Origin of the sequence: Streptomyces sp. NPDC051940 (assembly GCF_040680895.1) — a bacterium.
In the GTDB taxonomy this organism is placed as follows: Bacteria; Actinomycetota; Actinomycetes; order Streptomycetales; family Streptomycetaceae; genus Streptomyces.
In genome coordinates, this window is the sequence record NZ_JBFAXR010000075.1 from 21,394 (window position 1) to 43,976 (window position 22,583).

20 protein-coding genes are annotated in these 22,583 nt (G+C 74.3%); 13 read left to right on the plus strand and 7 right to left on the minus strand.

The features are described 5' to 3' along the window. Positions 1–22: 22 nt before the first annotated feature. Positions 23–1,417 (minus strand): MFS transporter, encoded by a 1,395-nt coding sequence (locus AB0M28_RS25735; RefSeq protein ID WP_365409473.1) that lies wholly within the window; start codon positions 1,415–1,417, stop codon positions 23–25. A gap of 150 nt (positions 1,418–1,567) precedes the next feature. On the opposite strand from AB0M28_RS25735, the gene AB0M28_RS25740 reads away from it, so the two are divergent. The 4 genes from AB0M28_RS25740 to AB0M28_RS25755 all read left to right on the plus strand — a co-directional run bounded on the left by AB0M28_RS25740 (position 1,568) and on the right by AB0M28_RS25755 (position 6,845). Further along, complete coding sequence (locus AB0M28_RS25740; RefSeq protein WP_365409476.1) at positions 1,568–2,434, plus strand: helix-turn-helix transcriptional regulator; 867 nt, start codon at positions 1,568–1,570, stop codon at positions 2,432–2,434. Positions 2,435–2,517: 83 nt separating this feature from the next. Beyond that, the gene (locus AB0M28_RS25745; RefSeq protein WP_365409478.1) at positions 2,518–3,621 is read left to right on the plus strand and encodes a nitronate monooxygenase family protein; all 1,104 of its coding nucleotides are present in this window, start codon (positions 2,518–2,520) and stop codon (positions 3,619–3,621) included. Beyond that, the gene (locus tag AB0M28_RS25750) at positions 3,621–5,174 is read left to right on the plus strand and encodes an acyl-CoA synthetase (RefSeq protein ID WP_365409481.1); all 1,554 of its coding nucleotides are present in this window, start codon (positions 3,621–3,623) and stop codon (positions 5,172–5,174) included. The genes AB0M28_RS25745 and AB0M28_RS25750 overlap by 1 nt, the downstream gene beginning before the upstream one ends. A gap of 87 nt (positions 5,175–5,261) precedes the next feature. Next, positions 5,262–6,845 carry an alpha/beta hydrolase gene (locus tag AB0M28_RS25755; protein WP_365409484.1) on the plus strand — a complete coding sequence of 528 codons (1,584 nt, stop codon included), beginning with the start codon at positions 5,262–5,264 and terminating at the stop codon, positions 6,843–6,845. Here the strand turns inward: AB0M28_RS25755 and AB0M28_RS25760 are convergent. After that, on the minus strand, positions 6,779–7,210 hold the full coding sequence (locus AB0M28_RS25760; protein WP_365409487.1) for a PPOX class F420-dependent oxidoreductase: 432 nt from the start codon (positions 7,208–7,210) through the stop codon (positions 6,779–6,781). The two genes, AB0M28_RS25755 and AB0M28_RS25760, sit on opposite strands and share 67 nt — an antisense overlap. Before the next feature lie 185 nt (positions 7,211–7,395). Here AB0M28_RS25760 and AB0M28_RS25765 point away from each other — a divergent pair, with 185 nt between their 5' ends. Further along, entirely contained in the window at positions 7,396–8,196 is an 801-nt protein-coding gene (locus tag AB0M28_RS25765) for an aminoglycoside phosphotransferase family protein (protein WP_365409490.1), read from the plus strand. Here the strand turns inward: AB0M28_RS25765 and AB0M28_RS25770 are convergent. Then, the gene (locus AB0M28_RS25770; protein ID WP_365409493.1) at positions 8,163–8,666 is read right to left on the minus strand and encodes a GNAT family N-acetyltransferase; all 504 of its coding nucleotides are present in this window, start codon (positions 8,664–8,666) and stop codon (positions 8,163–8,165) included. The two genes, AB0M28_RS25765 and AB0M28_RS25770, sit on opposite strands and share 34 nt — an antisense overlap. 79 nt (positions 8,667–8,745) lie before the next feature. Then, positions 8,746–10,362, minus strand: coding sequence for an acyl-CoA synthetase (locus AB0M28_RS25775; protein WP_365409496.1), 1,617 nt, complete (start codon positions 10,360–10,362; stop codon positions 8,746–8,748). 175 nt (positions 10,363–10,537) lie between these two features. Between AB0M28_RS25775 and AB0M28_RS25780 the strand changes: the two genes are divergently transcribed. The 5 genes from AB0M28_RS25780 (at position 10,538) to AB0M28_RS25800 (ending at position 14,820) form a co-directional block, all read left to right on the plus strand. Beyond that, a complete protein-coding gene (locus AB0M28_RS25780) occupies positions 10,538–11,341 on the plus strand; it encodes a crotonase/enoyl-CoA hydratase family protein (protein WP_365409499.1) in 804 nt (267 codons plus the stop codon). Between the two features lie 42 nt (positions 11,342–11,383). Then, a complete protein-coding gene (locus tag AB0M28_RS25785; protein WP_365409501.1) occupies positions 11,384–12,334 on the plus strand; it encodes an OB-fold domain-containing protein in 951 nt (316 codons plus the stop codon). Between the two features lie 73 nt (positions 12,335–12,407). Continuing rightward, positions 12,408–13,346, plus strand: coding sequence for a lipid-transfer protein (locus AB0M28_RS25790; protein WP_365409504.1), 939 nt, complete (start codon positions 12,408–12,410; stop codon positions 13,344–13,346). Continuing rightward, entirely contained in the window at positions 13,343–14,509 is a 1,167-nt protein-coding gene (locus AB0M28_RS25795; protein ID WP_365409506.1) for a thiolase domain-containing protein, read from the plus strand. The genes AB0M28_RS25790 and AB0M28_RS25795 overlap by 4 nt, the downstream gene beginning before the upstream one ends. Before the next feature lie 71 nt (positions 14,510–14,580). Further along, the gene (locus tag AB0M28_RS25800; protein WP_365409509.1) at positions 14,581–14,820 is read left to right on the plus strand and encodes a DUF397 domain-containing protein; all 240 of its coding nucleotides are present in this window, start codon (positions 14,581–14,583) and stop codon (positions 14,818–14,820) included. A gap of 7 nt (positions 14,821–14,827) precedes the next feature. On the opposite strand, the gene AB0M28_RS25805 is transcribed toward AB0M28_RS25800, so the two are convergent. Together AB0M28_RS25805 and AB0M28_RS25810 are read right to left on the minus strand one after the other, a co-directional pair. Further along, positions 14,828–15,550: a leucine-rich repeat domain-containing protein gene (locus AB0M28_RS25805; protein WP_365409519.1), complete on the minus strand. Its 723-nt coding sequence runs from the start codon at positions 15,548–15,550 to the stop codon at positions 14,828–14,830. Next, positions 15,541–16,239: a maleylpyruvate isomerase family mycothiol-dependent enzyme gene (locus tag AB0M28_RS25810; protein WP_365409512.1), complete on the minus strand. Its 699-nt coding sequence runs from the start codon at positions 16,237–16,239 to the stop codon at positions 15,541–15,543. Before AB0M28_RS25810 ends, AB0M28_RS25805 begins: the two co-directional genes overlap by 10 nt. Before the next feature lie 98 nt (positions 16,240–16,337). Here AB0M28_RS25810 and AB0M28_RS25815 point away from each other — a divergent pair, with 98 nt between their 5' ends. From AB0M28_RS25815 to AB0M28_RS25825, 3 genes are all read left to right on the plus strand, one after another. Then, the gene (locus tag AB0M28_RS25815; protein WP_365409522.1) at positions 16,338–16,928 is read left to right on the plus strand and encodes an ABATE domain-containing protein; all 591 of its coding nucleotides are present in this window, start codon (positions 16,338–16,340) and stop codon (positions 16,926–16,928) included. 160 nt (positions 16,929–17,088) lie between these two features. After that, positions 17,089–19,956, plus strand: a complete 2,868-nt coding sequence (locus tag AB0M28_RS25820; protein WP_365409515.1) for an AAA family ATPase — start codon at positions 17,089–17,091, stop codon at positions 19,954–19,956. Positions 19,957–20,148: 192 nt separating this feature from the next. Further along, complete coding sequence (locus AB0M28_RS25825; RefSeq protein WP_365409516.1) at positions 20,149–20,649, plus strand: hypothetical protein; 501 nt, start codon at positions 20,149–20,151, stop codon at positions 20,647–20,649. Here AB0M28_RS25825 and AB0M28_RS25830 read toward each other — a convergent pair. Then, positions 20,612–22,552 (minus strand): N-acetylmuramoyl-L-alanine amidase, encoded by a 1,941-nt coding sequence (locus AB0M28_RS25830; RefSeq protein ID WP_365409525.1) that lies wholly within the window; start codon positions 22,550–22,552, stop codon positions 20,612–20,614. The two genes, AB0M28_RS25825 and AB0M28_RS25830, sit on opposite strands and share 38 nt — an antisense overlap. Between the last annotated feature and the right edge of the window lie 31 nt (positions 22,553–22,583).

Sequence of the window (22,583 nt, forward strand, 5' to 3'; positions counted from 1 at the left end):
ACGGCCAGTTGAGGAGCCTTTGTCAGCGCTTGGCGGACGGAAGCAGCCCCACGGTGAGCGCCGCCGTCGCCGCCAGCGTCACGGCCGCCGCGGCCATGCTGATCCGCATGCCGCCCTCGAACGACTCCCGGCCCGCCAGCAGCGCGCCGAACACGGCCACCGCCAGCGCGCCCCCCGTCTGCCGGCTGGTGTTGAGGACGCCGGCCGCGGTCCCCGCCCGCTCCGCCGGAACGCTGTCGAGCACCAGCCCCGTCATCGGCGGCACCGTCAGTGCCCCGCCGAGACCGACCGGTACGGCGAGCAGCGCGACGGCCGTCACCGGCGTACCGGAGTCCACCAGGCACAGGGCCACCAGGCCCGCGCCCGCCAGCAGCTGGCCCGCCGCCATCGGCACCCGCGGGCCGAAGCGGGCGGCGACGCGTGCGGCGGCCAGGTTGACGACGGCGACCAGGGCCGTCATCGGCAGGAACAGCAGCCCCGTGTGCAGCGGCGACAGCCCGCGCGCCTGCTGGAAGTACAGGCTGAGGACGAACACGGCGCCGTAGAACGCGGCGTTGACGGCGAACCCGACCGCCACGCCCACCGACACCGCCCGCGTACGGAACAGCCTCAGCGGCACCATCGGCGCCGCCCGCCGCGCCTGCGCCCGTACGAAGGCGGCGCCGGCGGCCACCGCGACGAGAACCGCCAGGACGGGCCGCGGGCCCGCGAAGCCCTCCGCGCCGCCCACGATGACGCCGTAGGTGAGCGCGCCCATCGCCAGGACGGCCGTCAGCTGGCCCGTCCAGTCCACCGGCGCGGGCAGCCGCGGCGAGCGCCGGGTGCGCGCGAGCAGGAGCAGCGCCGCCGCCGCGGCCGGCAGATTGATGAAGAAGATCGCCCGCCAGCTCCAGGCGCTGGTCAGGAAGCCACCGGCCACCGGCCCGGCGGCCGCCGCCACCGCGCCGCCGGCCGTCCACACGGCGATCGCCCGGGCACGCCGGGCCTGGTCGGTGAACGCCTGCCGGATCAGTGCGAGCGACGCCGGCATCATCACGGCCGCCGCCGCGCCCTGGACGAGCCGGGCGCCGACCATCGTGCCCAGGCCCGGCGCCAGCCCGCACGCGGCGGAGGACAGGGCGAACAGCACCAGCCCGCCGGCGTAGGCCCGCCGGGCGCCGATCCGGTCGGTGAGCGCGCCGGCGGAGAGCATCAGCGCCGCGAACATCAGGGTGTAGCCGTCGGTCACCCACTGCAGCCCCGCCATGCCGCCGCCGAGGCTCGCGCCGATGTCCGGCAGTGCGACGGTGACGACCAGCGCGTCGAGCGCGATGACGAAGAAGCCGAGGAGGGAGGCGGCGAGGACGGGGCCGGGGGAGCCGTCGTGTCCGGCGGGTGCGGTGCGCGGTGGCGCGAGGGTGGTCCGGGTGACGGCCATGTGGGGCACTCCTGTGGTTCGTTGGTGTTCCCACCCTGGTCCGCGTCGTGCGCGCGTGGCAGGCCGCCCGGCGGCGGGGAGCGCCGTTCCTGGGTGTGACAGGGCCCCCCACGGCCTGTCCCCGGCGCGGCGGCCTGCGAGACTGGGCGCATGAGCGATCGGGCCGGGAGCGAGCTGGGGAGGTTCCTGCGGGCGCGCAGGGCGCTGGTCAAGCCGCAGGACGTGGGCCTCCCGCCGGGCGCCGGGATACGCCGCACCCCCGGGCTGCGCCGCGAGGAGCTGGCGACCCTGGCCGGCGTGAGCATCGACTACTACACGCGGCTGGAGCAGGGCAAGGAGACCCGGCCCTCCCCGGCCGTGATCGACGCCCTGGCCCGGACGCTGCAGCTGTGCGACGACGCGTACGACCACCTGGTCGCACTCGCGACGCGTGAGGCGCGCCACGCCGCCCACCAGCCGGCCCCGCGCACGGTCCGGGCGGGCGTGCGGCAGTTGCTCGAGACCCTGCGCCCCTACCCCGCGTATGTCATCGGCCGGACCAACGACCTGCTCGCCGCCAACCCCGCGGGTCTGCGGCTGATGGCGGGGATCCAGGAGTGGCCGGCGGCGCGGCGCAACGTCCTGCGCTACATGTTCCTGCACCCCGCCGCCCGCTGCCTGTACGCGGACTGGGAGGGCGCCGTGCGCAGCGGCGTGGCGCATTTGCGCGCGCGGGCCGGCACGGATCCGGACGATCCGGAGCTGGTGCGGCTGGTGGGCGAGCTGGCGGTGAAGAGCCCGGAGTTCGCCCGGCTGTGGGAGCGGTACGAGGTGGGCGCGCTCTCGGACGGCGTGAAGCGGTTCCGCCATCCCGAGGTGGGCGACATGGCGCTGCAGTACGAGGTCATGTCGCTGGCCCGCACCAACGGCCAGCGGCTGGTGGCGTACCAGGCGGTGCCGGGCAGCCCGGACCACGACGCGGTGGTGCTGCTGGACCTGGCGGCGAGCGCGGCGGAGGCGGAGCGCGCGACTCGATGACGGCGCCCCCGGCGTTACGAACAATCTGACGGAACGTCAGAAAAGGTCTTCCCCCGCCACGCTCCCTGCGGCATCCTGCGCCCATGCAGACGGAACTGAGCCGCCGCCTCGGCCTCGAGCACGCCATCTTCGGCTTCACCCCCTTCCCCGCCGTCGCCGCCGCCATCAGCCGCGCCGGCGGCCTCGGCGTCCTCGGCGCCGTCCGCTACGCCGCCGGGGACGAACTCGCCCGCGACCTCGACTGGATGGACGCCCACACCGAGGGCCGCCCGTACGGACTCGACGTCGTGATGCCCGCCAAGAAGGTCGAGGGCGTCACCGTCGAGGACGTGGAGGCGATGATCCCCGAGGGGCACCGCCGGTACGTCCGCGAGACGCTCGCCAAGTACGACGTACCGGACCTGCCGGACGGCGAGGCGTCGGGGTGGCGCATCACCGGGTGGATGGAGGAGGTGGCGCGCAGCCAGCTGGACGTCGCCTTCGACTATCCGGTCAGGCTCCTGGCCAACGCGCTCGGCTCACCCCCCGCGGACATCGTCGAGCGCGCCCACGCCCAGGACATCCTCGTCGCCGCCCTCGCGGGCAGCGCCCGGCACGCCCGCCACCACCAGGAGGCGGGCATCGACGTCGTCGTGGCGCAGGGGTACGAGGCCGGCGGGCACACCGGCGAGATCGCCTCCATGGTGCTCACGCCGGAGGTCGTACGGGCCGTCGATCCGCTTCCCGTCCTGGCGGCGGGCGGCATCGGCAGCGGCGAGCAGATCGCCGCCGGCCTGGCGCTCGGCGCGCAGGGCGTGTGGCTGGGCTCCCTGTGGCTGACGACCGTCGAGGCGGACCTGCACTCGGACGCCCTCACCCGCAAGCTGCTGGCCGCCGGCTCCGGCGACACCGTCCGCTCCCGCGCCCTGACCGGCAAGCCCGCCCGCCAGCTGCGCACCGAGTGGACCGACGCCTGGGACGACCCGGCGGGCCCCGGCACCCTGCCGATGCCGCTGCAGGGCCTGCTCGTCGCGGAGGCGGTCTCGCGGATCCAGCGGCACGAGGTCGAACCGCTGCTGGGCACACCGGTGGGCCAGATCGTCGGCTCGATGAACTCCCGGCGTACCGTCCAGGCCGTCTTCGACGACCTCACCCGCGGCTTCGAGCGCGCCGTGGACCGCGTCAACCGCATCGCGGGGAGAGCCTGATGACCGGCGCGGCGCCCAACGGCTTCTGGGCACAGGCCACCGCCGACCCCGGGCGGGTCGTGCTGATCGCCCCCGACGGCGAGGAGTGGACCGCGGGCCGGCTGCACGCGGCGAGCAACCGCCTCGTCCACGGCCTTCGCACCGCCGGGCTGAGCGCGGGGGACGCCTTCGCCGTCGTGCTGCCGAACGGTGTCGAGCTGTTCACCGCGTACCTCGCCGCGTTCCAGGCGGGCTTCTACCTGGTGCCCGTCAACCACCATCTGGTCGGCCCGGAGATCGCCTGGATCGTCTCCGACTGCGAGGCGAAGGTCCTCATCGCCCACGAGCGCTTCGCGGACGCGGCCCGGACGGCGGCCGACGCGGCGCGACTCCCGGCCGCCGGGCGCTACGCGGTCGGAACCGTCGACGGCTTCCGCGCGTACGACGAACTGCTGGACGGACAGCCGGAGACGCCCCCGGACGGCCGCACCATGGGCTGGGTCATGAACTACACCTCCGGCACCACGGGCCGGCCCCGCGGTATCCGCCGTCCGCTCACCGGCAGGCCCCCGGAGGAGAACCATCTCGGCGGCTTCCTCGGCATCTTCGGCATCAGGCCCTTCGACGGGAACGTCCACCTCGTCTGCTCGCCGCTCTACCACACCGCCGTGCTGCAGTTCGCGGGCGCGTCGCTGCACATCGGCCACCGGATCGTGCTGATGGACAAGTGGACGCCGCGGGAGATGCTGCGCCTCATCGACGAACACCGCTGCACGCACACGCACATGGTCCCCACCCAGTTCCACCGCCTCCTCGCCCTGCCGGAGGAGGTCCGGGCCGGTTACGACGTGTCCTCCATGCGGCATGCCATCCACGGCGCCGCCCCCTGCCCCGACCACGTCAAACGGGCGATGATCGACTGGTGGGGGAGCTGCGTCGAGGAGTACTACGCGGCCAGCGAGGGCGGCGGCACCTTCGCCACCGCCGAGGACTGGCTGAAGAAGCCGGGAACGGTCGGCAAGGCGTGGCCGATCAGCGAGATCGCGGTGTACGACGACGACGGGAACCGGCTGCCCCCGGGCGAGCTGGGCACCGTCTACCTGCAGATGAGGACGGGCGGGTTCGCGTACCACAAGGACGAGGGCAAGACCCGCAAGAACCGGATCGGGGACTTCTTCACGGTCGGCGACCTCGGCTATCTGGACGACGACGGCTATCTCTTCCTGCGCGACCGCAAGATCGACATGATCATCTCCGGCGGCGTCAACATCTACCCCGCGGAGATCGAGGCCGCGCTGCTCACCCACCCCGCCGTGGCCGACGCCGCCGTCTTCGGCATCCCGCACGACGACTGGGGCGAGGAGGTCAAGGCCGTCGTCGAACCCGCTGAGGGCCACGCCCCTGACCCGGAGCTGGCCGCCGCGATCCTGGCGCACTGCGACCGGAACCTGGCCGGCTACAAGCGCCCGCGGACGGTCGACTTCATCGCGCACATGCCGCGCGACCCCAACGGCAAGCTGTACAAGCGGCGGCTGCGCGACCCGTACTGGGAGGGGCGGGAGAAGGCGGTGTGACGTGCTCCGTGGTGAGCGCCGCGGTCAGCTCTGCGGTGAGCAGAACACCGTTGCGGGTGATGATCGACCGATGACAGCATCGCCCGTATGCCCACCTTCACCGCACCGGACGGCACCCGGCTCACGTACCACGTCAAGGGCCGGGGCGAGCCGCTGGTCTGCGTCCCCGGCGGCGCCATGCGCGCCTCCGCGTACCTGGGGACCCTCGGCGGCCTCGACGCCCGCCGGCAGCTGATCCTGCTCGACCTGCGCGGCACGGGGGACTCCGCCGTACCGGACGACAAGTCGACGTATCGAGTCGACCGGCAGGTGCCGGACCTCGAGGCGCTGCGCGCGCACCTGGGGCTGGAGCGGATGGACGTGCTCGCGCACTCCGCCGGCTCGAACCTGGCGCTGCTGTACGCCCTGAGGTATCCGGAGCGGGTGCGGCGGATGGTGTTCCTGACGCCCACGCTGCGGCCGCTGGGGCTGAAACCGTCCCTGGAGCTCTGGCAGGAGCACACGGCGTGGCGTGCGGGCGAGCCCTGGTACCCGCGGGCGCGCGCCGCGCTCACGGAGATCGCCGGGGGCGGTGACTCGGACGAGCTGTGGAAGGCTGTCGAGCCGTTCTTCTACGGCACCTGGGACGACGCGGCTCGCGAGCACGCGGCGGGCGCCGACGACCAGTTCAACGAGGAGGCGGCGAACGGCTACTTCGCTCCCGGTGCCTTCGACGTCGCGGAGGTCCGCGAGCAGGTCTCCCGCTTCCCCGCGCCCGTCCTGGTGCTGGCGGGCGAACACGACTGGAACCCGCGCCCGTCTGACGCGCGGGAATTCGCGGACCTGCTGCCCGCCGGCCGGCTCGTCGTCCAGCCGGGCACGGTGCACGCGCCCTGGGTGGACGACGGCGATTTCGTCGTACGGCATGCCGCCGCGTTCCTCGACGAGGGGGCGGTCCAGGAGACCGTAGTGGACGGCGTCCGCCTGGCCTACCGCTGCTGGGGGCGGCCCGACGCGCCGCCGATGGTGCTGCTGCACGGCCTCGGCGGGCGCGGCGCCCACTGGTCGGGGGTTGCGGACGAACTCGCCGCCGGCCACCGGGTGTACGCCCTCGACCTGCGCGGTCACGGCGACAGCGACCGGCCGGGGGGCTACGCCTTCCCCGCGTACGCCGAGGACGTCGCCGGTTTCATCCGCGCGCTGGACCTCGGCCCGGTCACCCTGATCGGGCACTCGCTCGGCGGGCTGGTCGGCCAGCTGCTCGCCGCCCGCCATCCGGAGCTGGTCGAGCGGCTGGTCCTGGAGGAGGCCCCGTCCCTCGCGCCCGCCGACCCGCCGCAGAGCGTGCCGGAGGCGCCCGCCGGCCTGGACTTCGACTGGGAGGCCAAGGTGCAGGCCGTGCCGCAGCGCAACGCCCCGGACCCGGCCTGGGCGGCGGACGCGGCGCGGATCACCGCGCCCACCCTGGTGATCTACGGCGGACCGGCGAGCTTCCTGCCGGAACGGCTGTTCAAGGACCTGGCGGACGCGATCCCCGACTGCGCCCTGGTGACCGTCGAGGCCGGGCACCAGGTCCACGAGACCCGGCCGCGGGAGTTCCTCGACGCGGTGCGCGGCTTCCTCGGTCAGGAGGCGGGCGGCGGCGCGGGGGAGTCCGGCGGCTCCGCGGGGGAGTCCGGCGTGAACTCGTAGGTGACGGCTTCGCGGCGGGTCAGCGCGTACTGGACCTCCAGCAGCACCCGCTGCTGGAACGGGTACTTGCGGTTCAGCCGGCGCGCCGCCGCCTTCGCCTCCGTGCCGTCGAGGGCGCGCATGCCGCCCTCGATGTCGGGTCCGGTGGGCGTGCCGCGCATCGTGCAGGGCGCGATGCGCACCCGCGGGTTGTTCCGCATCCGCTTGGCCTTGCCCGAGGCGGCGAAGGTGCGGACGTACGCGTGGTCGCCCTCGACGGCGATGTTCACCGGCGTGCCGATCCGCTGACCGTTGCGGCGGAACGTGGTGAGCAGGACGGCTTTCTGCTTGGCGAGGCGTTCGAGCTGGGCACCCGGTGTGGTCATGGGCCCTCCTTCCCGGGTACGGATCTGCGGCCTGCCGCCGATGCTGCCGCGTGCCGGTCGAGGCGGCAAGCGGCGGGACGCCGGTAGGGGCTGCCGGCGGGGGCCGGTACGCCTCGGCGACGCGGTGCGAGCCGGCGCGGGTGCCCGCCCCGTTCGTGCGCCGGTACCGGGGCTACCCTGGCCGGATGATCGAGGACGGCGCCACCGCCAGGGGCAGTGTGACCACGGTGCGGCGGGTCGGCGACACCATCCGCCGGCCGGTCGGCTTCTGGACGCCCGCGGTGCATGCCCTGCTGGCCCATCTCGAGTCGGTGGGCTTCACCCGTGCGCCCCGCGTCGTCGGCACCGACGGCGCGGAGGAGGTGCTGTCCCTGCTGCACGGCGAACCGGCGTTCTCGCCCTGGCCGCAGGCCCTGCGCCGGACGGCCGGTATCGCCTGGCTGGCGTCCTGGCTGCGCGAGTACCACGACGCGGTCCGCGACTTCCGCCCGCCGCCGGACGCCCGGTGGCAGGGCCAGGAGGAGGACTGGCGCCCCGGACTGGTCATCCGCCACGGCGACCTGGGCCCGTGGAACTCCATCTGGGCCGGGGACCGGCTGGCGGGCTTCATCGACTGGGACTTCGCGGCCCCCGGCCAGGCCCTCGACGACCTCGCCCAACTCGCCTGGTACGCGGTCCCGCTGAGGCCCGCGGACCAGCAGCGCCGCGCACCCGTCTCCGGCTCCCGGGCGCTGCCCGCCCGCCTGGACGCCCTCTGCACGGCGTACGGCGCGGACCCGTCATCGGTCCTCGACGCGCTGGACGCCCTGCAGTCCCGCGAGGCAGCCCGCACCGAACGCCTCGGGGGCCAGGGCCAGGAGCCCTGGTCGGCGTTCCTCGCGCGCGGGGACGCGGCGGAGATGCGCGCGGAGAACGCCTGGCTGGGGGCGCAGCGCCCGTTCCTCCTTGGCGGTCAGGAGACAGGGTCCTCGGCGCAGAGCGTGTAGAGGTTCCGCAGGTCGCCCTCCACCGGTGCCTGCTTCCAGAAGGCGAAGCCCAGTTTGCGGCAGACCCGCTGCGAGGAGAGGTTGTCCGGGGCGATGATCGCCAGCAGAGCGCCCGGGTACGTACGGCGGGCCCTGGACAGCAGGGCGCGGCCCGCCTCCGTGGCGTAGCCGAGGCCGCGGACCTCCGGGACCAGGCGGTAGCCCCACTCCAGCCAGGTCTCGCCCGCGAGGTCGATGCGGTCGACGCCGGTGTAGCCGACGATCAGCCCGGAGGAGAGCTCCACCACCGGCTGCTTGCCGAACGGGATGGTCCCGCAGACCGCGAGCATGTGGTCGAAGCGGGCCTCGGCCTCCGACTCGGTGAGGATCCGGGGGGAGAACACCATGAAGTCCTCGTCGCGGAACAGCTCGACGAAACGGGCCCGGTCGGACTCGCGCGGCGGGCGCACCTCGAGGCGCGCTGTCGTCACGGTGTCCGGATCCCGGTCGGTCACATGTCCTCCCGCCGCCCATCCTGCCGTATCGGGCGGCGCCGGAGTAGGCCGGAACTCACCCGCCGGACGCGACCTGCTTCGCCCAGCGGTAGTCCGCCTTGCCGCTCGGCGAGCGCTGGACGTGGTCCGTGAACACCACCGTACGGGGGATCTTGTAGCCGGCCAGCCGTCCGCGGCAGTGCGCCTCGATGGCCTCCGCCGTCAGCGTGTCCACGCCCGCGCGGGGCTGGACGACGGCGGCCACCCGGTTGCCCCACCGCTCGTCCGGCACGCCGGCGACCAGCACGTCGTACACGTCCGGATGGGCCTTGAGCACATGCTCGACCTCCTCCGGATAGACCTTCTCGCCGCCCGTGTTGATGCACTGCGAGCCGCGCCCGAGCACCGTGACGATGCCCTGCTCGTCGATGGTCGCCATATCGCCGAGCAGCACGCACCGCAGGCCGTCCCGCTCGAAGAACGTCTCGGCCGTCTTCCCGGGGTCGTTGTAGTAGCCGAGCGGCACGTGCCCGCGCTGGGCCACCCGTCCGATCTCGCCCGGGGCCACCGGCGCGTGCGTCGCCGGATCGACCACCAGCGTCCGCTCGTTGACCTCGATACGGAACCGCCCCGGCCCCGAGTCGGCCGTGGCCGTGCCGTTGAAGCCGGACTCCGAGGAGCCGAAGTTGTCGAGCAGCATGCAGTTCGGCGCGAGCGCCCGGAAGCGGTCGCGCAGTGTCTCCGACAGGATCGCGCCCGAGCTGCTCACGCTGAACAGCGACGACAGGTCCGAGCCCCGCATCGGCCCGTCGAGGGCGTCCAGCAGCGGCCGCATCATCGCGTCCCCGACCAGCGACACACTGGTGACCCGCTCCTCGGCGATGGTCCGCAGGACCGCCTCCGGCGCGTACTTGCGGTGGATGACCAGCTTCTGGCCGAAGTTGAAGGAGATGAACGACGTCAGCGTCGCCGTACCGTGCATCAGCGGCGGCGTCGGGAAGAACACCAGCCCCTCGCCGCCGGCCGCCACCCGCTCCGCCAGCTCCTCCGGCCGCTTCACCGGCTCACCGGTCGGCGCCCCGCCGCCCAGCCCGGAGAAGAACAGGTCCTCCTGCCGCCACATGACGCCCTTCGGCATGCCCGTGGTGCCGCCGGTGTAGATGATGAACTGGTCGTCGGCCGACCGCGGACCGAAACCGCGCTCCGGTGACCCGCCCGCCTCGGCGTCCGCGAACCGCACCGGAGGGATGGCCGGTTCGGGCGAGCCCTCGGGCGCCTCACCCACCCGGACCAGGTGCCGCAGCTTCGGCGACCTGGGCTGCGCGGCCGCGACCCGCGGGGTGAACTCCCCCTCGAAGACGACGGCCGTCAGATCGGCGTCGCGGAAGAGGTAGATCAGCTCGTCCTCGACGTACCGGTAGTTGATGTTCACGGGCACGGCGCGGATCTTGATCGCCGCGAGCGCCGACTGCAGGTACTCCACGCCGTTGTACAAATACAGGCCGACGTGCTCGCCGGGCGAGACGCCCGCGGCGAGCAGATGGTGCGCGATCCGGTTCGCCGCCGCGTCCAGCTCGCCGTACGTCAGCGCGGTGCGCGCGCCCGTCCCCGGATGGTCGAGGTACACCAGCGCCTCCCGCCCGGGCACGGCGTCCACGACGGACTCGAAGAGGTCGGCAAGGTTGTACTCCACGGCGCCTCCTGCCCGGGCTGGGTCGTTGGCCGTATTACTAGCGCCGCCGCACCGACGTGGGAAGGGGCGCGGACAAGAAATCTGACTGAGCGTCAGAAAAGTCTTGAAGTGGGCCGCCCGCTCCTGCACCCTGTTCTACGCGGTTTCCCGGCCCCCTTCGGCGAGAGGAAGAGCCATGAGCGGCACCGAGCACCTCACCGTCGAACGGGAGGGAGCGACCCTGATCCTCACCCTCAACCGCCCCGAGGCCAAGAACGCCCTCTCCCTGCCCATGCTGGTCGGCCTGTACGACGGCTGGCTCGCGGCCGACGAGGACGACACCGTCCGGTCCGTCGTCTTCACCGGCGCGGGCGGCGACTTCTGCGCCGGCATGGACCTCAAGGCCCTCGCCGGCGACGGCGGACTCGCCGGAGACGGCTATCGCGACCGTCTGAAGGCGGACCCGGACCTGCACTGGAAGGCGATGCTGCGCCACCACCGCCCGCGCAAGCCGGTCATCGCCGCCGTCGAGGGCTACTGCGTGGCCGGCGGCACGGAGATGCTGCAGGGCACCGACATCCGCGTCGCGGGCGAGAGCGCGACGTTCGGACTCTTCGAGGTACGGCGCGGCCTGTTCCCCATCGGCGGCTCCACCGTCCGCCTGCCGCGCCAGATCCCGCGCACGCACGCGCTGGAGATGCTGCTCACCGGCCGCCCGTACACGGCGCAGGAGGCCCGCGACATCGGCCTGATCGGACACGTCGTACCCGACGGCACCGCCCGCGCCAGGGCCCTGGAGATCGCCGGGCTGATCAACGCCAACGGACCCCTCGCCGTCGAGGCCGTCAAGGCCAGCGTGTACGACACGGCCGCGCTGCCGGAGGAGGACGGCCTGAAGCTCGAACTCGAGCGGGGCTGGCCGGTCTTCGCCACCGCCGACGCGAAGGAGGGCGCCCGCGCCTTCGCCCAGAAGCGTGAGCCGGAGTTCCGCCGGGCCTGAGCGTTCCCACCCCAAGGAGACCCACGCCCCAAGGAGACCCAAGTGCCGCAGACCCTCAGCGCCCCGCTGGTCGTCGAGTTCCCCTTCACCCGCTCCCTCGGGCCCGTACAGAGCGCCTTCCTCACCGGGCTGCGCGAGCGCACCGTGCTCGGTGTGCGGACCGCCGGCGGGCGGGTGCTCGTCCCGCCCGTGGAGTACGACCCGGTGACCTCCGCGGAGATCCGCGACCTGGTCGAGGTCGGCACCGCCGGCACGGTCGTCACCTGGGCGTGGAACGCCGCCCCCCGGCCCGGTCAGCCGCTGCGCACGCCCTTCGCCTGGGCGCTGGTGCGGCTCGACGGCGCCGACACCGGCCTGCTGCACGCCCTGGAGGCGCCGCGGGACGTCGTCCGCACGGGGATGCGGGTGCGTGTCCGGTGGGCCGAGGAACGGGAGGGCCGGATCACCGACATCGCCTGCTTCGAACCCGAGCGCGGGGCGGCGGAGCCCGCACCGCCGCCGCCCGCCCCGCACGACGGCGTCTTCCCCGAGCCGGTGACCGGCATCGTCGAGCCGGCGCGGCTGGAGTACACCTACAGCCCGGGCCGCTCCACCACGGCGTACCTGCACGCCCTCACCGAACAGCGCACCGTCGGCGAGCGCTGCCCCTCCTGCCGCAAGGTCTACGTGCCGCCGCGCGGCGCCTGCCCCACCTGCGGGGTGGCCACCGACGAGCAGGTGGAGGTGGGGCCGCACGGCACGGTGACGACGTTCTGCATCGTCAACATCAAGGCCCGCAACCTCGACGTCGAGGTCCCGTACGTCTACGCCCACATCGCCCTGGACGGCGCCGGACTGGCCCTGCACGGCCGCATCGGCGGCATCCCGTACGACCAGGTCCGCATGGGCCTGCGCGTCGAGCCGGTGTGGCGGGAGGGCGCCCGCTGGCCCGACCACTACCGCCCCACCGGCGAACCGGACGCGGACTACGACGACTACAAGGACCTCCTGTGACGGGCGCGCGGACCGGCGACCCCAGGTACCCGCGGACAAGCGCGCGGGCCGACGACGGCAACGGGAGGCAGTGATGCGGGACATCGCGATCGTCGCGTACGCCAGGACGCCGGCCGGCGCGGGCGCCGAAGAGCTCTCCGAGGTCGAGATGCTGATGCCCGTGCTGCACGAGGTGCTGCACGCCACCGGGCTGAAGGCCGGGGACATCGGCTTCACCTGCTCCGGATCCAGCGACTATCTCGCCGGGAGGGCGTTCTCCTTCACGATGGCCCTGGACGGCGTGGGCGCCTGGCCGCCGATCTCCGAGTCGCACGTCGAGATGGACGGCGCCTGGGCGCTGTACGAGGCGTGGGTGAAGCTGCTCACCGGTGACGCCGACACCGCGCTCGTCTACGCGTACGGCAAGTCCTCACCCGGCGACATCGGCGCCGTCCTCACCCGCCAGCTCGATCCGTACTACCTCGCTCCCCTGTGGCCGGACGCAGACTCCCTGGGCGCCCTGCAGACGCAGGCCGCCATCGACGCGGGGCACGCCGGGCTGAGCCAGCCGCTGTCGCCCTCCGACCGCACCCCCGTGGGGGACGCCGCGGCGGCGGTGGTGCTCGCCGCCGGCGACACCGCGCGCGGGCTGTGCGCGCGGCCCGCGTGGATCCGCGGGATCGACCACCGGATCGAGGCGCACGGCCTCGGGGTGCGCGATCTGGCGGACTCGCCGTCCACCCGGCTGGCCGCGACCCGTGCGGGCGCCTTCGACGCGCCCGTCGACGCGGCCGAACTGCACGCCCCGTACCGCGGACAGCAGGCCGTGCTCCGCGAGGCGCTGAAGCTCGGCGACGGCGTCGCCCTGAACCCCTCCGGCGCGGAGAACGCGGTGATGGCCGCCGGCCTGATCCGGATCGGCGAGGCGGCGGCCCGGATCACACGCGGCGACTCGCAACGCGCCCTGGCCCACGCCACCTCGGGGCCCTGTCTGCAGCAGAACCTGGTCGCCGTCCTCGAGGGGGAGTCGTGAGCAAGGAGCCCGTGGCGGTCGTCGGAATCGGCCAGACCAAGCACACCTCCGCCCGCAAGGACGTGTCGATCGCCGGTCTGGTACGCGAGGCGGCGCTGCGGGCGCTCGCCGACGCGGAGCTCGACTGGGCGGACGTCGACGCCGTCGTCATCGGCAAGGCGCCCGACTTCTTCGAGGGCGTCATGATGCCCGAGCTGTATCTGGCGGACGCCCTCGGCGCGGTGGGCAAGCCGATGATGCGGGTGCACACGGCCGGCTCGGTCGGCGGATCGACGGCCCTCGTGGCGACGAGCCTGGTCGCCGCCCGCGTCCACCGGACGGTGCTCACCGTCGCCTTCGAGAAGCAGTCGGAGTCCAACGCGATGTGGGGGCTGTCCCTTCCCATCCCGTTCCAGCAGCCGCTCGTGGCGGGCGCGGGCGGCTTCTTCGCCCCGCACATCCGCGCGTACATGCGGCGTACCGGCGCCCCGGACACGATCGGCTCCCTGGTGGCGTACAAGGACCGCCGCAACGCCCTGAAGAACCCCTACGCGCATCTGCACGAGCACGACATCACCCTGGAGAAGGTCCAGGCGTCGCCGATGCTGTGGGACCCGGTGCGCTACTCCGAGACCTGTCCGTCCTCCGACGGCGCCTGCGCCATGGTCCTCACCGACCGGGCCGGCGCGGCCCGCGCCCCCTACCGGCCGGCCTGGGTGCACGGCGGGGCGATGCGCAGCGAGCCGACCCTCTTCGCCGGCAAGGACTGCGTCTCCCCGCAGGCGGGGAAGGACTGCGCGGCGGACGTCTACCGGCAGGCGGGCATCGCCGATCCGCGGCGGGAGATCGACGCCGTGGAGATGTACGTGCCGTTCTCCTGGTACGAGCCGATGTGGCTGGAGAACCTCGGCTTCGCGGCGGAGGGCGAGGGCTGGAAGCTCACCCAGTCCGGCGTCACCGAACTGGACGGCGACCTCCCGGTGAACCCCTCCGGCGGGGTGCTGTCGACCAACCCGATCGGCGCGTCCGGGATGATCCGCTTCGCCGAGGCGGCGCTGCAGGTGCGCGGCGCGGCGGGGGAGCACCAGGTGCCCGGGGCGCGCCGGGCGCTCGGCCACGCGTACGGGGGCGGCTCCCAGTTCTTCTCGATGTGGCTGGTCGCCGACCGCGCTCCCGGGAGCTGACCGTGTGACCTGTCGCACAGGCCCCGTGATGGCTAGGCTTGCCGGGGACACGCACCGGGAGGAGCACGCACGTGGCCGAGAGCACCACTGAACATCCCCTGGCCGGCCGGGAGAAGCCCCAGCTCGATCTTTCGGGCGCGCAGTGGCAGTCCAGCAGCCAGGGGGTCGGCGACGTCCAGATCGCCTTCGTCGAGGGCTATATCGCCATGCGCGACGGACGCAACCCGCAGGGACCCGCACTGATCTTCACGCCCGCGGAGTGGCGGGCGTTCGTGCTGGGCGCGCGCGACGGGGAGTTCGACCTCACCTAGGGGATCTTCAGACCAGCACCACGCAGCCGCGCGCCCGGAGCCCCGCCGCCACCGGGTGTGAGTCCTCGACCCCGTTCCAGCGCAGGTCGAGCTTCTCCAGTGCGGGCAGTCCGGCCAGCCAGCCCGGCAGCCCCGTGAGCCGGTTGCCGCGCAGGTCGAGCCGGCGCAGCCGCGGCAGCCCGGCCAGGCAGTCCGGGACGGCCGTGAACGCGTTGTCGCGCAGCTCGAGTTCCCGCAGCTCGGCGAGGTCGCCCAGGCCCGCCGGGAGGCCGCTCAGCGCGTTGCCGCGCAGCCACAGCTCGCGCAGCCCGGCGAGGCCGCCCAGCGACGCGGGCAGCGCCGTCAGCCGGTTGTGCTGCGCGCGCAGCTCGACGAGCCCGCGCATGCCGCCCAGGGCGGCGGGGAGCGCGACCAGCTCGTTCTCCCCGACGTTGAGGTACGCCAGTTCGGTGAGCGCGCACAGGGACTCCGGGAGGACGGTGAGCCGGTTGTCGTGCAGATACAGGAAGCGGTCGAGCGCGGGCAGCGATCCGACCTCCGCCGGCACCGCGCGCAGCCGGTTGTGCCCCAGGTCGAGGGTGCGCAGCCGGGTGAGGGAGGCGATCCCCGGGGGTAGTTCGGTGAGCCCGTTGTCCGCGAGGATCAGCACCTCGGTGCCCGTCTCCTGCCACACCTCGGCCGGTACGCGTCCGAGTCCGGCCTTCCAGAAGTCGAGCGTCGTCACGGCCAGGGCCCCAGCTCGGGCAGCGGACCGTTCACCGCGGTGACCGGCTGCCGCGGCGTACGGCCGGCGAACCACGCCGCGAGGTCCGCCAGCCGTCCGTCGACCGCCGCGGCCGGATCCCCGTCGCCGTACACCCGGCTCTCCGGTCCGTCCGTGACCCGCAGCGCGAGTCCGCCCTCGGGGGCGCGCGGGGTGAGGAAGTCCAGGATGTGGCCGCACAGGGCGCGCGACCAGTCGCCCGGTCCGCGGCCCAGCAGCGCGTCGGCGGTGTGGATCTCCAGCTCCCGCCACCAGCACAGCAGGGCGCCCCGCAGCTCCCCGTCCCGGTAGCGGACCGGCCGCGACCAGTCGTCCGGGCCCACGGCCGTCCAGGCGGCGTGCGCCTCGGCCAGCGCCACGCGCACCGCGTCGCGCAGTTCGGCGGCGGAGCGGACGGCGCCCGCCTCGATGCCCGCGTCGCGGGCCGGCCGCCCTCCGTCGTACACCTCGACCAGCTCGCCCCTGACCGCGTGGCGCGCCTGGCGGGCGAGTGCGCGGCCGATGCCCTCGAGGTGCGAGAGCACGTGCGCCCGGGACCAGCCGGGCAGTGCGGAGGGCTCGCGAACGGCCTCGTCGGTCAGGCCCTCGACCAGCTCACCCAGCCGGTCCTGGCCGGCCAGGATCTCGTCCAGTACGTCACGTACCTGCGGTGTCATGCGGCGTCCCCTCCACGTGTGGCTAATGGATGTGTGGGACCTTAGCATTAGAAGCCCGAGGGGGGCCGAGCGGACGAGAGGTGGTATGCATGGGGGCCATGACGGACGACCGGCCGGTGCTGCGCCTGGCTCTCACCATCCGCCACGACGGGCACGGCGGCGTGGCGGACGATCTGACCACCGCGGACGCCCTCACCGTGTGGGTCGCCGAGCACCGCGCGGCGCTCGGCGTGGAGCCCTTCCCGGCGGACGACGCGGCCCTGACGGCGGTACGCGACCTGCGGGCCGCCGTCCGCGCCCTGTTCGCGCTGGCCGTACGGCCGGGCCCCGCGAGCCGGGCCGACACCCGCCCCCCGATGCCGGCGCAGGAGGCCGTCGCCCGTCTCAACGCCGCGGCGGCCGCGCTGCCGAGCGCGCCGCGCCTGGAGTGGCCGCAAGGCGGCGCCCCGGCCGCCTCCGAGGTCCCGTCCGCCGCCGTGTCGCCGCCGGTCCGGCTGACCGCCGCCCTGGCCCGCGACGCGATCGCGTTCCTCGCCGGACCGGACCGCGAGAAGCTGCGCGCCTGCCAGGGCCCGCGCTGTGTGCGCTACTTCGTCAAGGAGCATCCGCGCCAGGAGTGGTGCAAACCGTCCTGCGGCAACCGCGCCCGCGTCGCCCGCCACCACGAGCGCCACCGCGGCACGGTCTGAGCCCGCGCCGTCCTCCCGCGGCGCGGTCCGACCGCCTGCGAATAGTCCATGGGCAATCCCGCAGGACGGGGTCCCAGACCGTGCGCGCGGGCGTACGCTCAGTGGTCACGGACGGGTGTGCGGGCCTCCGCGCTCCCTGGCCTGAGCTGGTGGTGTCCTGATGCGCGAGGAGCGGTTACTCGAACGCGAGGCGGAGTTGAGCGCCATCGACGACGCCCTGCGCGAGGTCGCCGGGCTGCCTCGCAGCGGCTCGGGCCGGCCCCGGGTGCGCCGTGGCGGGCTGGTCGCCGTCGCCGGGCACGCCGGGCTCGGCAAGACCACGCTGCTGGCCGAGACCCGCACCCGGGCCGCGGCCCTCGGCTGCACCGTCCTGTTCGCCCGCGGCGGCGACCAGGAGCAGCGCGTCGCCTTCCACGTCGCCCGCCAGCTCCTGCAGCCCCAGCTCGCCCGCTACGGCGACGACGAACTGCACGACACCCTCGGCGGCTGGTACGGCATCGTGGGCCCCGCACTGGGCCTGTGCGCCCCCGCGGGCGGCGCCCCGCCGGACCCCCAGGGGCTCGCGGACGGCCTGGACTGGGTGCTGACGTACCTCGCCACCCACCGCGCCCCGCTGGTGCTCGTCCTCGACGACGCGCACTGGGCAGACCCCCAGTCCCTCGGCTGGCTCACCGCGTTCGCCCCGCGCGCCGAGGAGCTCCCCATGCTCGTCGTCGCCGCCTACCGGCCGGAGGAACTCCCCGAGTACGCCGAGTCCTTCCGCGGCCTGCCCGGACGCGCCGGCCACCGACCGATCGGCCTCGACCCGCTCACCGCGCCGGCCATCGCCGACCTGGTGCGCGTCCGGATCGGCCCCGGAGCGGACGACGCCTTCTGCCGTGAGTGCTGGGCCGTCACCGCGGGCAACCCCTTCGAGGCCGTCGAACTCACCGCCAAGGTCCGCGACCGGGGTCTGCGCCCCGACGAGTCCAGCGCCCATCTGCTGCGCGATCTGGCGGCCGCCGCCAAGGGCAGCGGACTCGTCCGCCGCCTCGAGCGCCTCGGCGCCTCCACCGTCCGCTACGCCTGGGCCTGCGCCGTACTCGGCACCGAGATCTCCCCGACGCTCGCCGCGCACGTCGCGGGCCTGGGCCAGGAGGAGGCCGCCGACGCGGCGGACCGGCTGCGCGAGTTCCGCATCCTCGCCGGCTCCGACGTCCTGGAGTTCGTGCACCCGCTGATCGCGACCGCCGTCTACCGCGCGATCCCGGACGCGGTGCGCGTCGCGCTGCACGGCCAGGCCGCCTGGGCGCTGGTCGACCAGGGGCTCGGCCCCTCCGCCGCGGCCCGCCATCTGCTGGAGACCCATCCGGAGGGCGACCCCTGGGTCGTCACCCAGTTGCGCGAGGCGGCCCGCGAGACGCTGCGCGCCGGCGCGCCCGAGGCCGCGCGCTCCTATCTCTCCCGCGCCCTGCGCGAACCGCCGCCCCTGGAGGACCGCGCCGCCGTCCTGTACGAACTGGGCTGCTCCTCCACGCTCACCGAGCCCGCCACCACCGTCAACCATCTGCGCAGCGCGCTGGACGAGCCGTACTCCGACCCGGAGCTGCGGCACGCCATCATCTACCGGCTCTCCCAGACCCTCGCCCACTCCGACCGCCTCGGCGAGGCGTCCGCCGTGGTCGCCGAGGGCTCGCGGACGGTCAGCGACGCCCGCACCCGGCTGCGGATGCGCGCCGAGCAGTTCATGTGGGACGCGTTCCGCTCCGACGAACCGGACTCGCCGGCCCGCTCCCGGCGCCTGGCCCGCCTTGCCGACCGGCTCCCGGGCCGCGACCTCACCGAGCGGTACATCATCGGCCTGCGCGCCTGGGACGCCACCCTGCGCGCCGAACCCGCCGACGTCGCCGTCCGGCAGGCGGAGCGCGCGCTGTGCGGCGGCCTCAACTGGGCCGACGAGGAACGCGGTTTCGAGGTGCCGGTGCTGGTCGCCCTCGCGTTCATGTACGCCGACCGGCCCGGCCGGGCGGAGGAGCTCTTCGCCGACGGCATAGCGGCCTTCGAGCGGGCGGGCTGGCGCGGCGCCCATCTGTCCTTCGGCTACACCCTCCTCGGTTACGTCCGCTACCGCCGCGGCCGGCTCCACGAGGCGGAGGACTTCGCCCGCGACGGGCTGCGCCTGGCCGACCGCGTCGGCAGGGGCACACCCGCCCAGTGGTACGCGCTGGCCATCCTCATCGAGATCCTCCTCGCGCGCGGACGCCCCCGCGAGGCGGCACGGCTGGCGGAGAGCTACGACTTCGGCGAGCCGTTCCCGGCCGCCGTCACCTTCCCCGACGCGCAGACCGTCTACGGCGAGCTGCTGCTGGCGACCGGCCGGACGGAGGAGGCCGCCGTCCAGCTGGCGGCTGCCGGCCGGCGGCTCTCCCCGCGCGGTATCCGCAACCCCTCGTGGTGCCCCTGGCAGCTGCACCTCGCCCGCGCCCGGGCGCACGACAACCCCGACGAGGCCCTCCGCCAGGCCCACGAGGCCATGGCCCAGGCCCGGCGGTACGGCACCGCCTCCGCCATCGGCCAGGCCCTGCGCGTCACCGCCCAGGTGTCGTGCCCGGCGGAGCGCCCCAAGCTGCTGCAGGAAGCCGTCGACCAGCTGGAACGCTCACCCGCCGGGTACGAACTGGCCGTGGCCCTCGTCGAGCACGGCGCCGCGCTGCGGGCGGCCGGGCGGATGCGGGAGGCCGCGGAGCAGCTGTACCGCGGCCTGGACGGGGCGCTCACCTGCGGGGCGGAGGCCCTCGCCGAACGCGCCCAGAGCGAGCTGGCGGCCGCCGGACTGCGCCCGCGCCGGCTGCGCGCCACGGACACCGACGCCCTGAGCAGCCGCGAGCGGGCCGCCGCCGACCGCGCCGCCCGCGCCGTCCCCGCGCAGCGGATCGCCGAGGAGCTCGGCACCGACGAGCGCGCCGTCGAGCTGCTGCTGTCCGCCGTGTACCGCAAGGTCGGTACGGACGCCGCGGGACTGCCGGAGGCGCTGCGCTCGACGCCCTGACGGACACGGGCCGGGAGACGTCGCACGGTCCGGGCGGGCGGCCCGTACGGGCCGGACACGCGCCGGGTGCGGTCGGGACACGCGCCCCGTACAGCGCGGACACGCGCCCCGTACAGCGCGGACACGCGGGCCCGTGCCGACTCGCCCGCACCCCGGCTTCCTCTCGCGCTGCCTGGCCGTACGATTGGACGCATGTCCTTCCTCCGCCGCCGCAGCACGCCCACGCCCGCCGGGCCGGACTTCGACGTCCTCGCCATGGATCCCGGGGACTGGCCGGGCGATCTCGGCGCCGGCCTGCTGCCGGCGCCCGACGGGACCTGCCAGGGCGTCTTCCTGCGCTACGACCTGTTCGGCGGCCGGGGACCCGCGATGATCATCGGCAACCTGCCGGCCGGCTCCCCGGCCCGCGACCTCGGCGACGGCCAGGTGCCGTTCGAGGTGGCGCAGCTGATGGCGGCCCTCGGCAACGACGAGCCGGTGACGGTCGTGGAGACCGAGGACACCCCGGTGATGCACCAGGACAACCTGCTCATCGTCAAGCGCGTCAAATGCTCCGAGGGCCGCATCTCCTGCGTGCAGTTCGACCGCAGCGACGGCGTGCTGGTCACCATCGCCGCCTGGGACCGGCCGATCACCGACGACCTCTACCAGCTGCTCAAGCCCCTGCCCGCGGAGCTGTTCCAGCAGGGCTGACCACGACGTCGGCCGCCTTCACATAGGCGATCCGGTGGCCGAACTGGATCTCGTAGTAGACCGTCCGGCCGCGTACCACCCGGCGCTGCGTCGGCCCGGAGAACTCCGTGGCGTGGTAGTGCTCGGAGGGCACCCGGTCACCCAGCACGTACCGCTGCCCGGCCTTCAGCGTGTACGGCAGCGGCGTCTGCTCCACCACCTTGATCCCCTCGGGGAACGCGGCAGGCTCCGGCAGCACCCGCCCGTAGACGCGCACCTTCTCGAGGCCGGGACGGGGTGTCACCACGCGTCCGGTCGCGGGCACCGCCACCGGACGGTCCTTCGGGTTGTGGAACCAGGCCTTCTGCCCCAGATACCAGATCGCCGTCCACGCGCCCTTGCGGCCCGCCACCGCGAACTGCTGGCCGGTGGAGGCGCGCGCCCCCGTGTCGTTGACGCCGGACGAGGAGCGGCCTTCGCCGCTGTGCAGACCGACGTCCTTCACCAGCGGGGCGTCGGGGTCCGGTGCGCTGCGCAGCCGGACGGCGCCCGAGCCGTGCGCGGGGCAGGTGTCGCCGCCCGAGTGGCACGAGGTGTAGCGGGGACGGTGGCTGGCGTAGTCGGGGAGGATCGTCACCGCGCCCGAGCGGGGACCGCCCTGCGCCTTGAAGGGGGCGCCCAGCAGCTCGAAGTAGTGCGCCCAGTCCCAGTACGGCCCCGGGTCGGTGTGCATCCCCGAGACGGCGCCCGGCGTGCCCGCGGGCACGTTGTCGTGGCCGATGATGTGCTGCCGGTCCAGCGGTACGTCGTAACGCCCGGCCAGCCAGCGCACCAGCTTCGCCGAGGAGCGGTACATCGCCTCGGTGAACCAGGTGTCCGGGGAGACCAGCCGCGCCTCGTGCTCGATGCCGATCGACTGCGAGTTCACATGCCAGTTCCCGGCGTGCCAGGCCACCGCCTTCAGCGGCACGTGCTGGGCCACGTGACCGTCGCGGGAGCGGATCGTGTACTGCCAGGACACGAACTCCGGGTTCTGCACGGCCTGCACGGAGCCCGCGTAGCCGCCCTCCGTGTCGTGGATGACGATGTAGCGCACCCGCATGTCCAGCGGGCGCCGCGCCAGATCGTGGTTGCCGTAGTCGGGCTCGCCGCCCGCGCCCCGGAACTCCTTGTACGGGGCGGGGATCCACTCGCAGGCCAGCTCCGCGGGGCACTCCGCGCGCCCCGCGGCGGCCTTCGCCAGGCCCAGCAGGGCGAGCTGCTCCGCGTGCGGGCGCAGACCGCGGTGCGGCGGCAGCACCATGCGGTCGCCGTCGTCCGTCGTCCGGCGCGCGCCGGTGCGCAGCACGTCGTACACCTCGTCCGCGAACGACCTTGCGGACCGCTCGTCGCGCGCCGCCGAGTACGCCGCCACCGCGCCGTACCAGTCGGCGGGATCGGCGCTCGTGGGGAGGTCCAGCCGGCGCTGGAGGTCGGCCAGCACGGCGGCACCGCCCTGGACGTTGGCCGCGGCGCTCTCGCGCAGCTCGCGCGGCGCCAGCCCGGTCAGCCGGGCGGCCTGGGGCAGCGTCGGCGGGGGACCCCCGGCCGCCCGGCCGGCCGGCTCGGTCAGATGCATCGGCCCATAGCCGCCCGCCACGCTGGGCGCCCCGCCGTACCCGTCCCAGCGGGACTCCAGGTACGACACCGCCAGCAGTACGTCCTGCGGCACCCGATAGCGCTCGGCGGCCCGGACGAACGCCTGCTGCAGCGACGCGTCGTCCGCTCGCGCCGAGGGCGCGGCCGCGGCCAGAGCGGGCAGCAGCAGCCCCGCCGCCACCCACGCATGTACGAACCTTCGCAAACCAGTGCCTCCCGCACCCGCCAGGGCCTCGGCGGCCGCGGCGACGTGCGGCGAGTGGAAGGCCCGGCGCGCGTCCAGCATCCGCACGCGTACGCCGCGGGAGCCGGCCTGC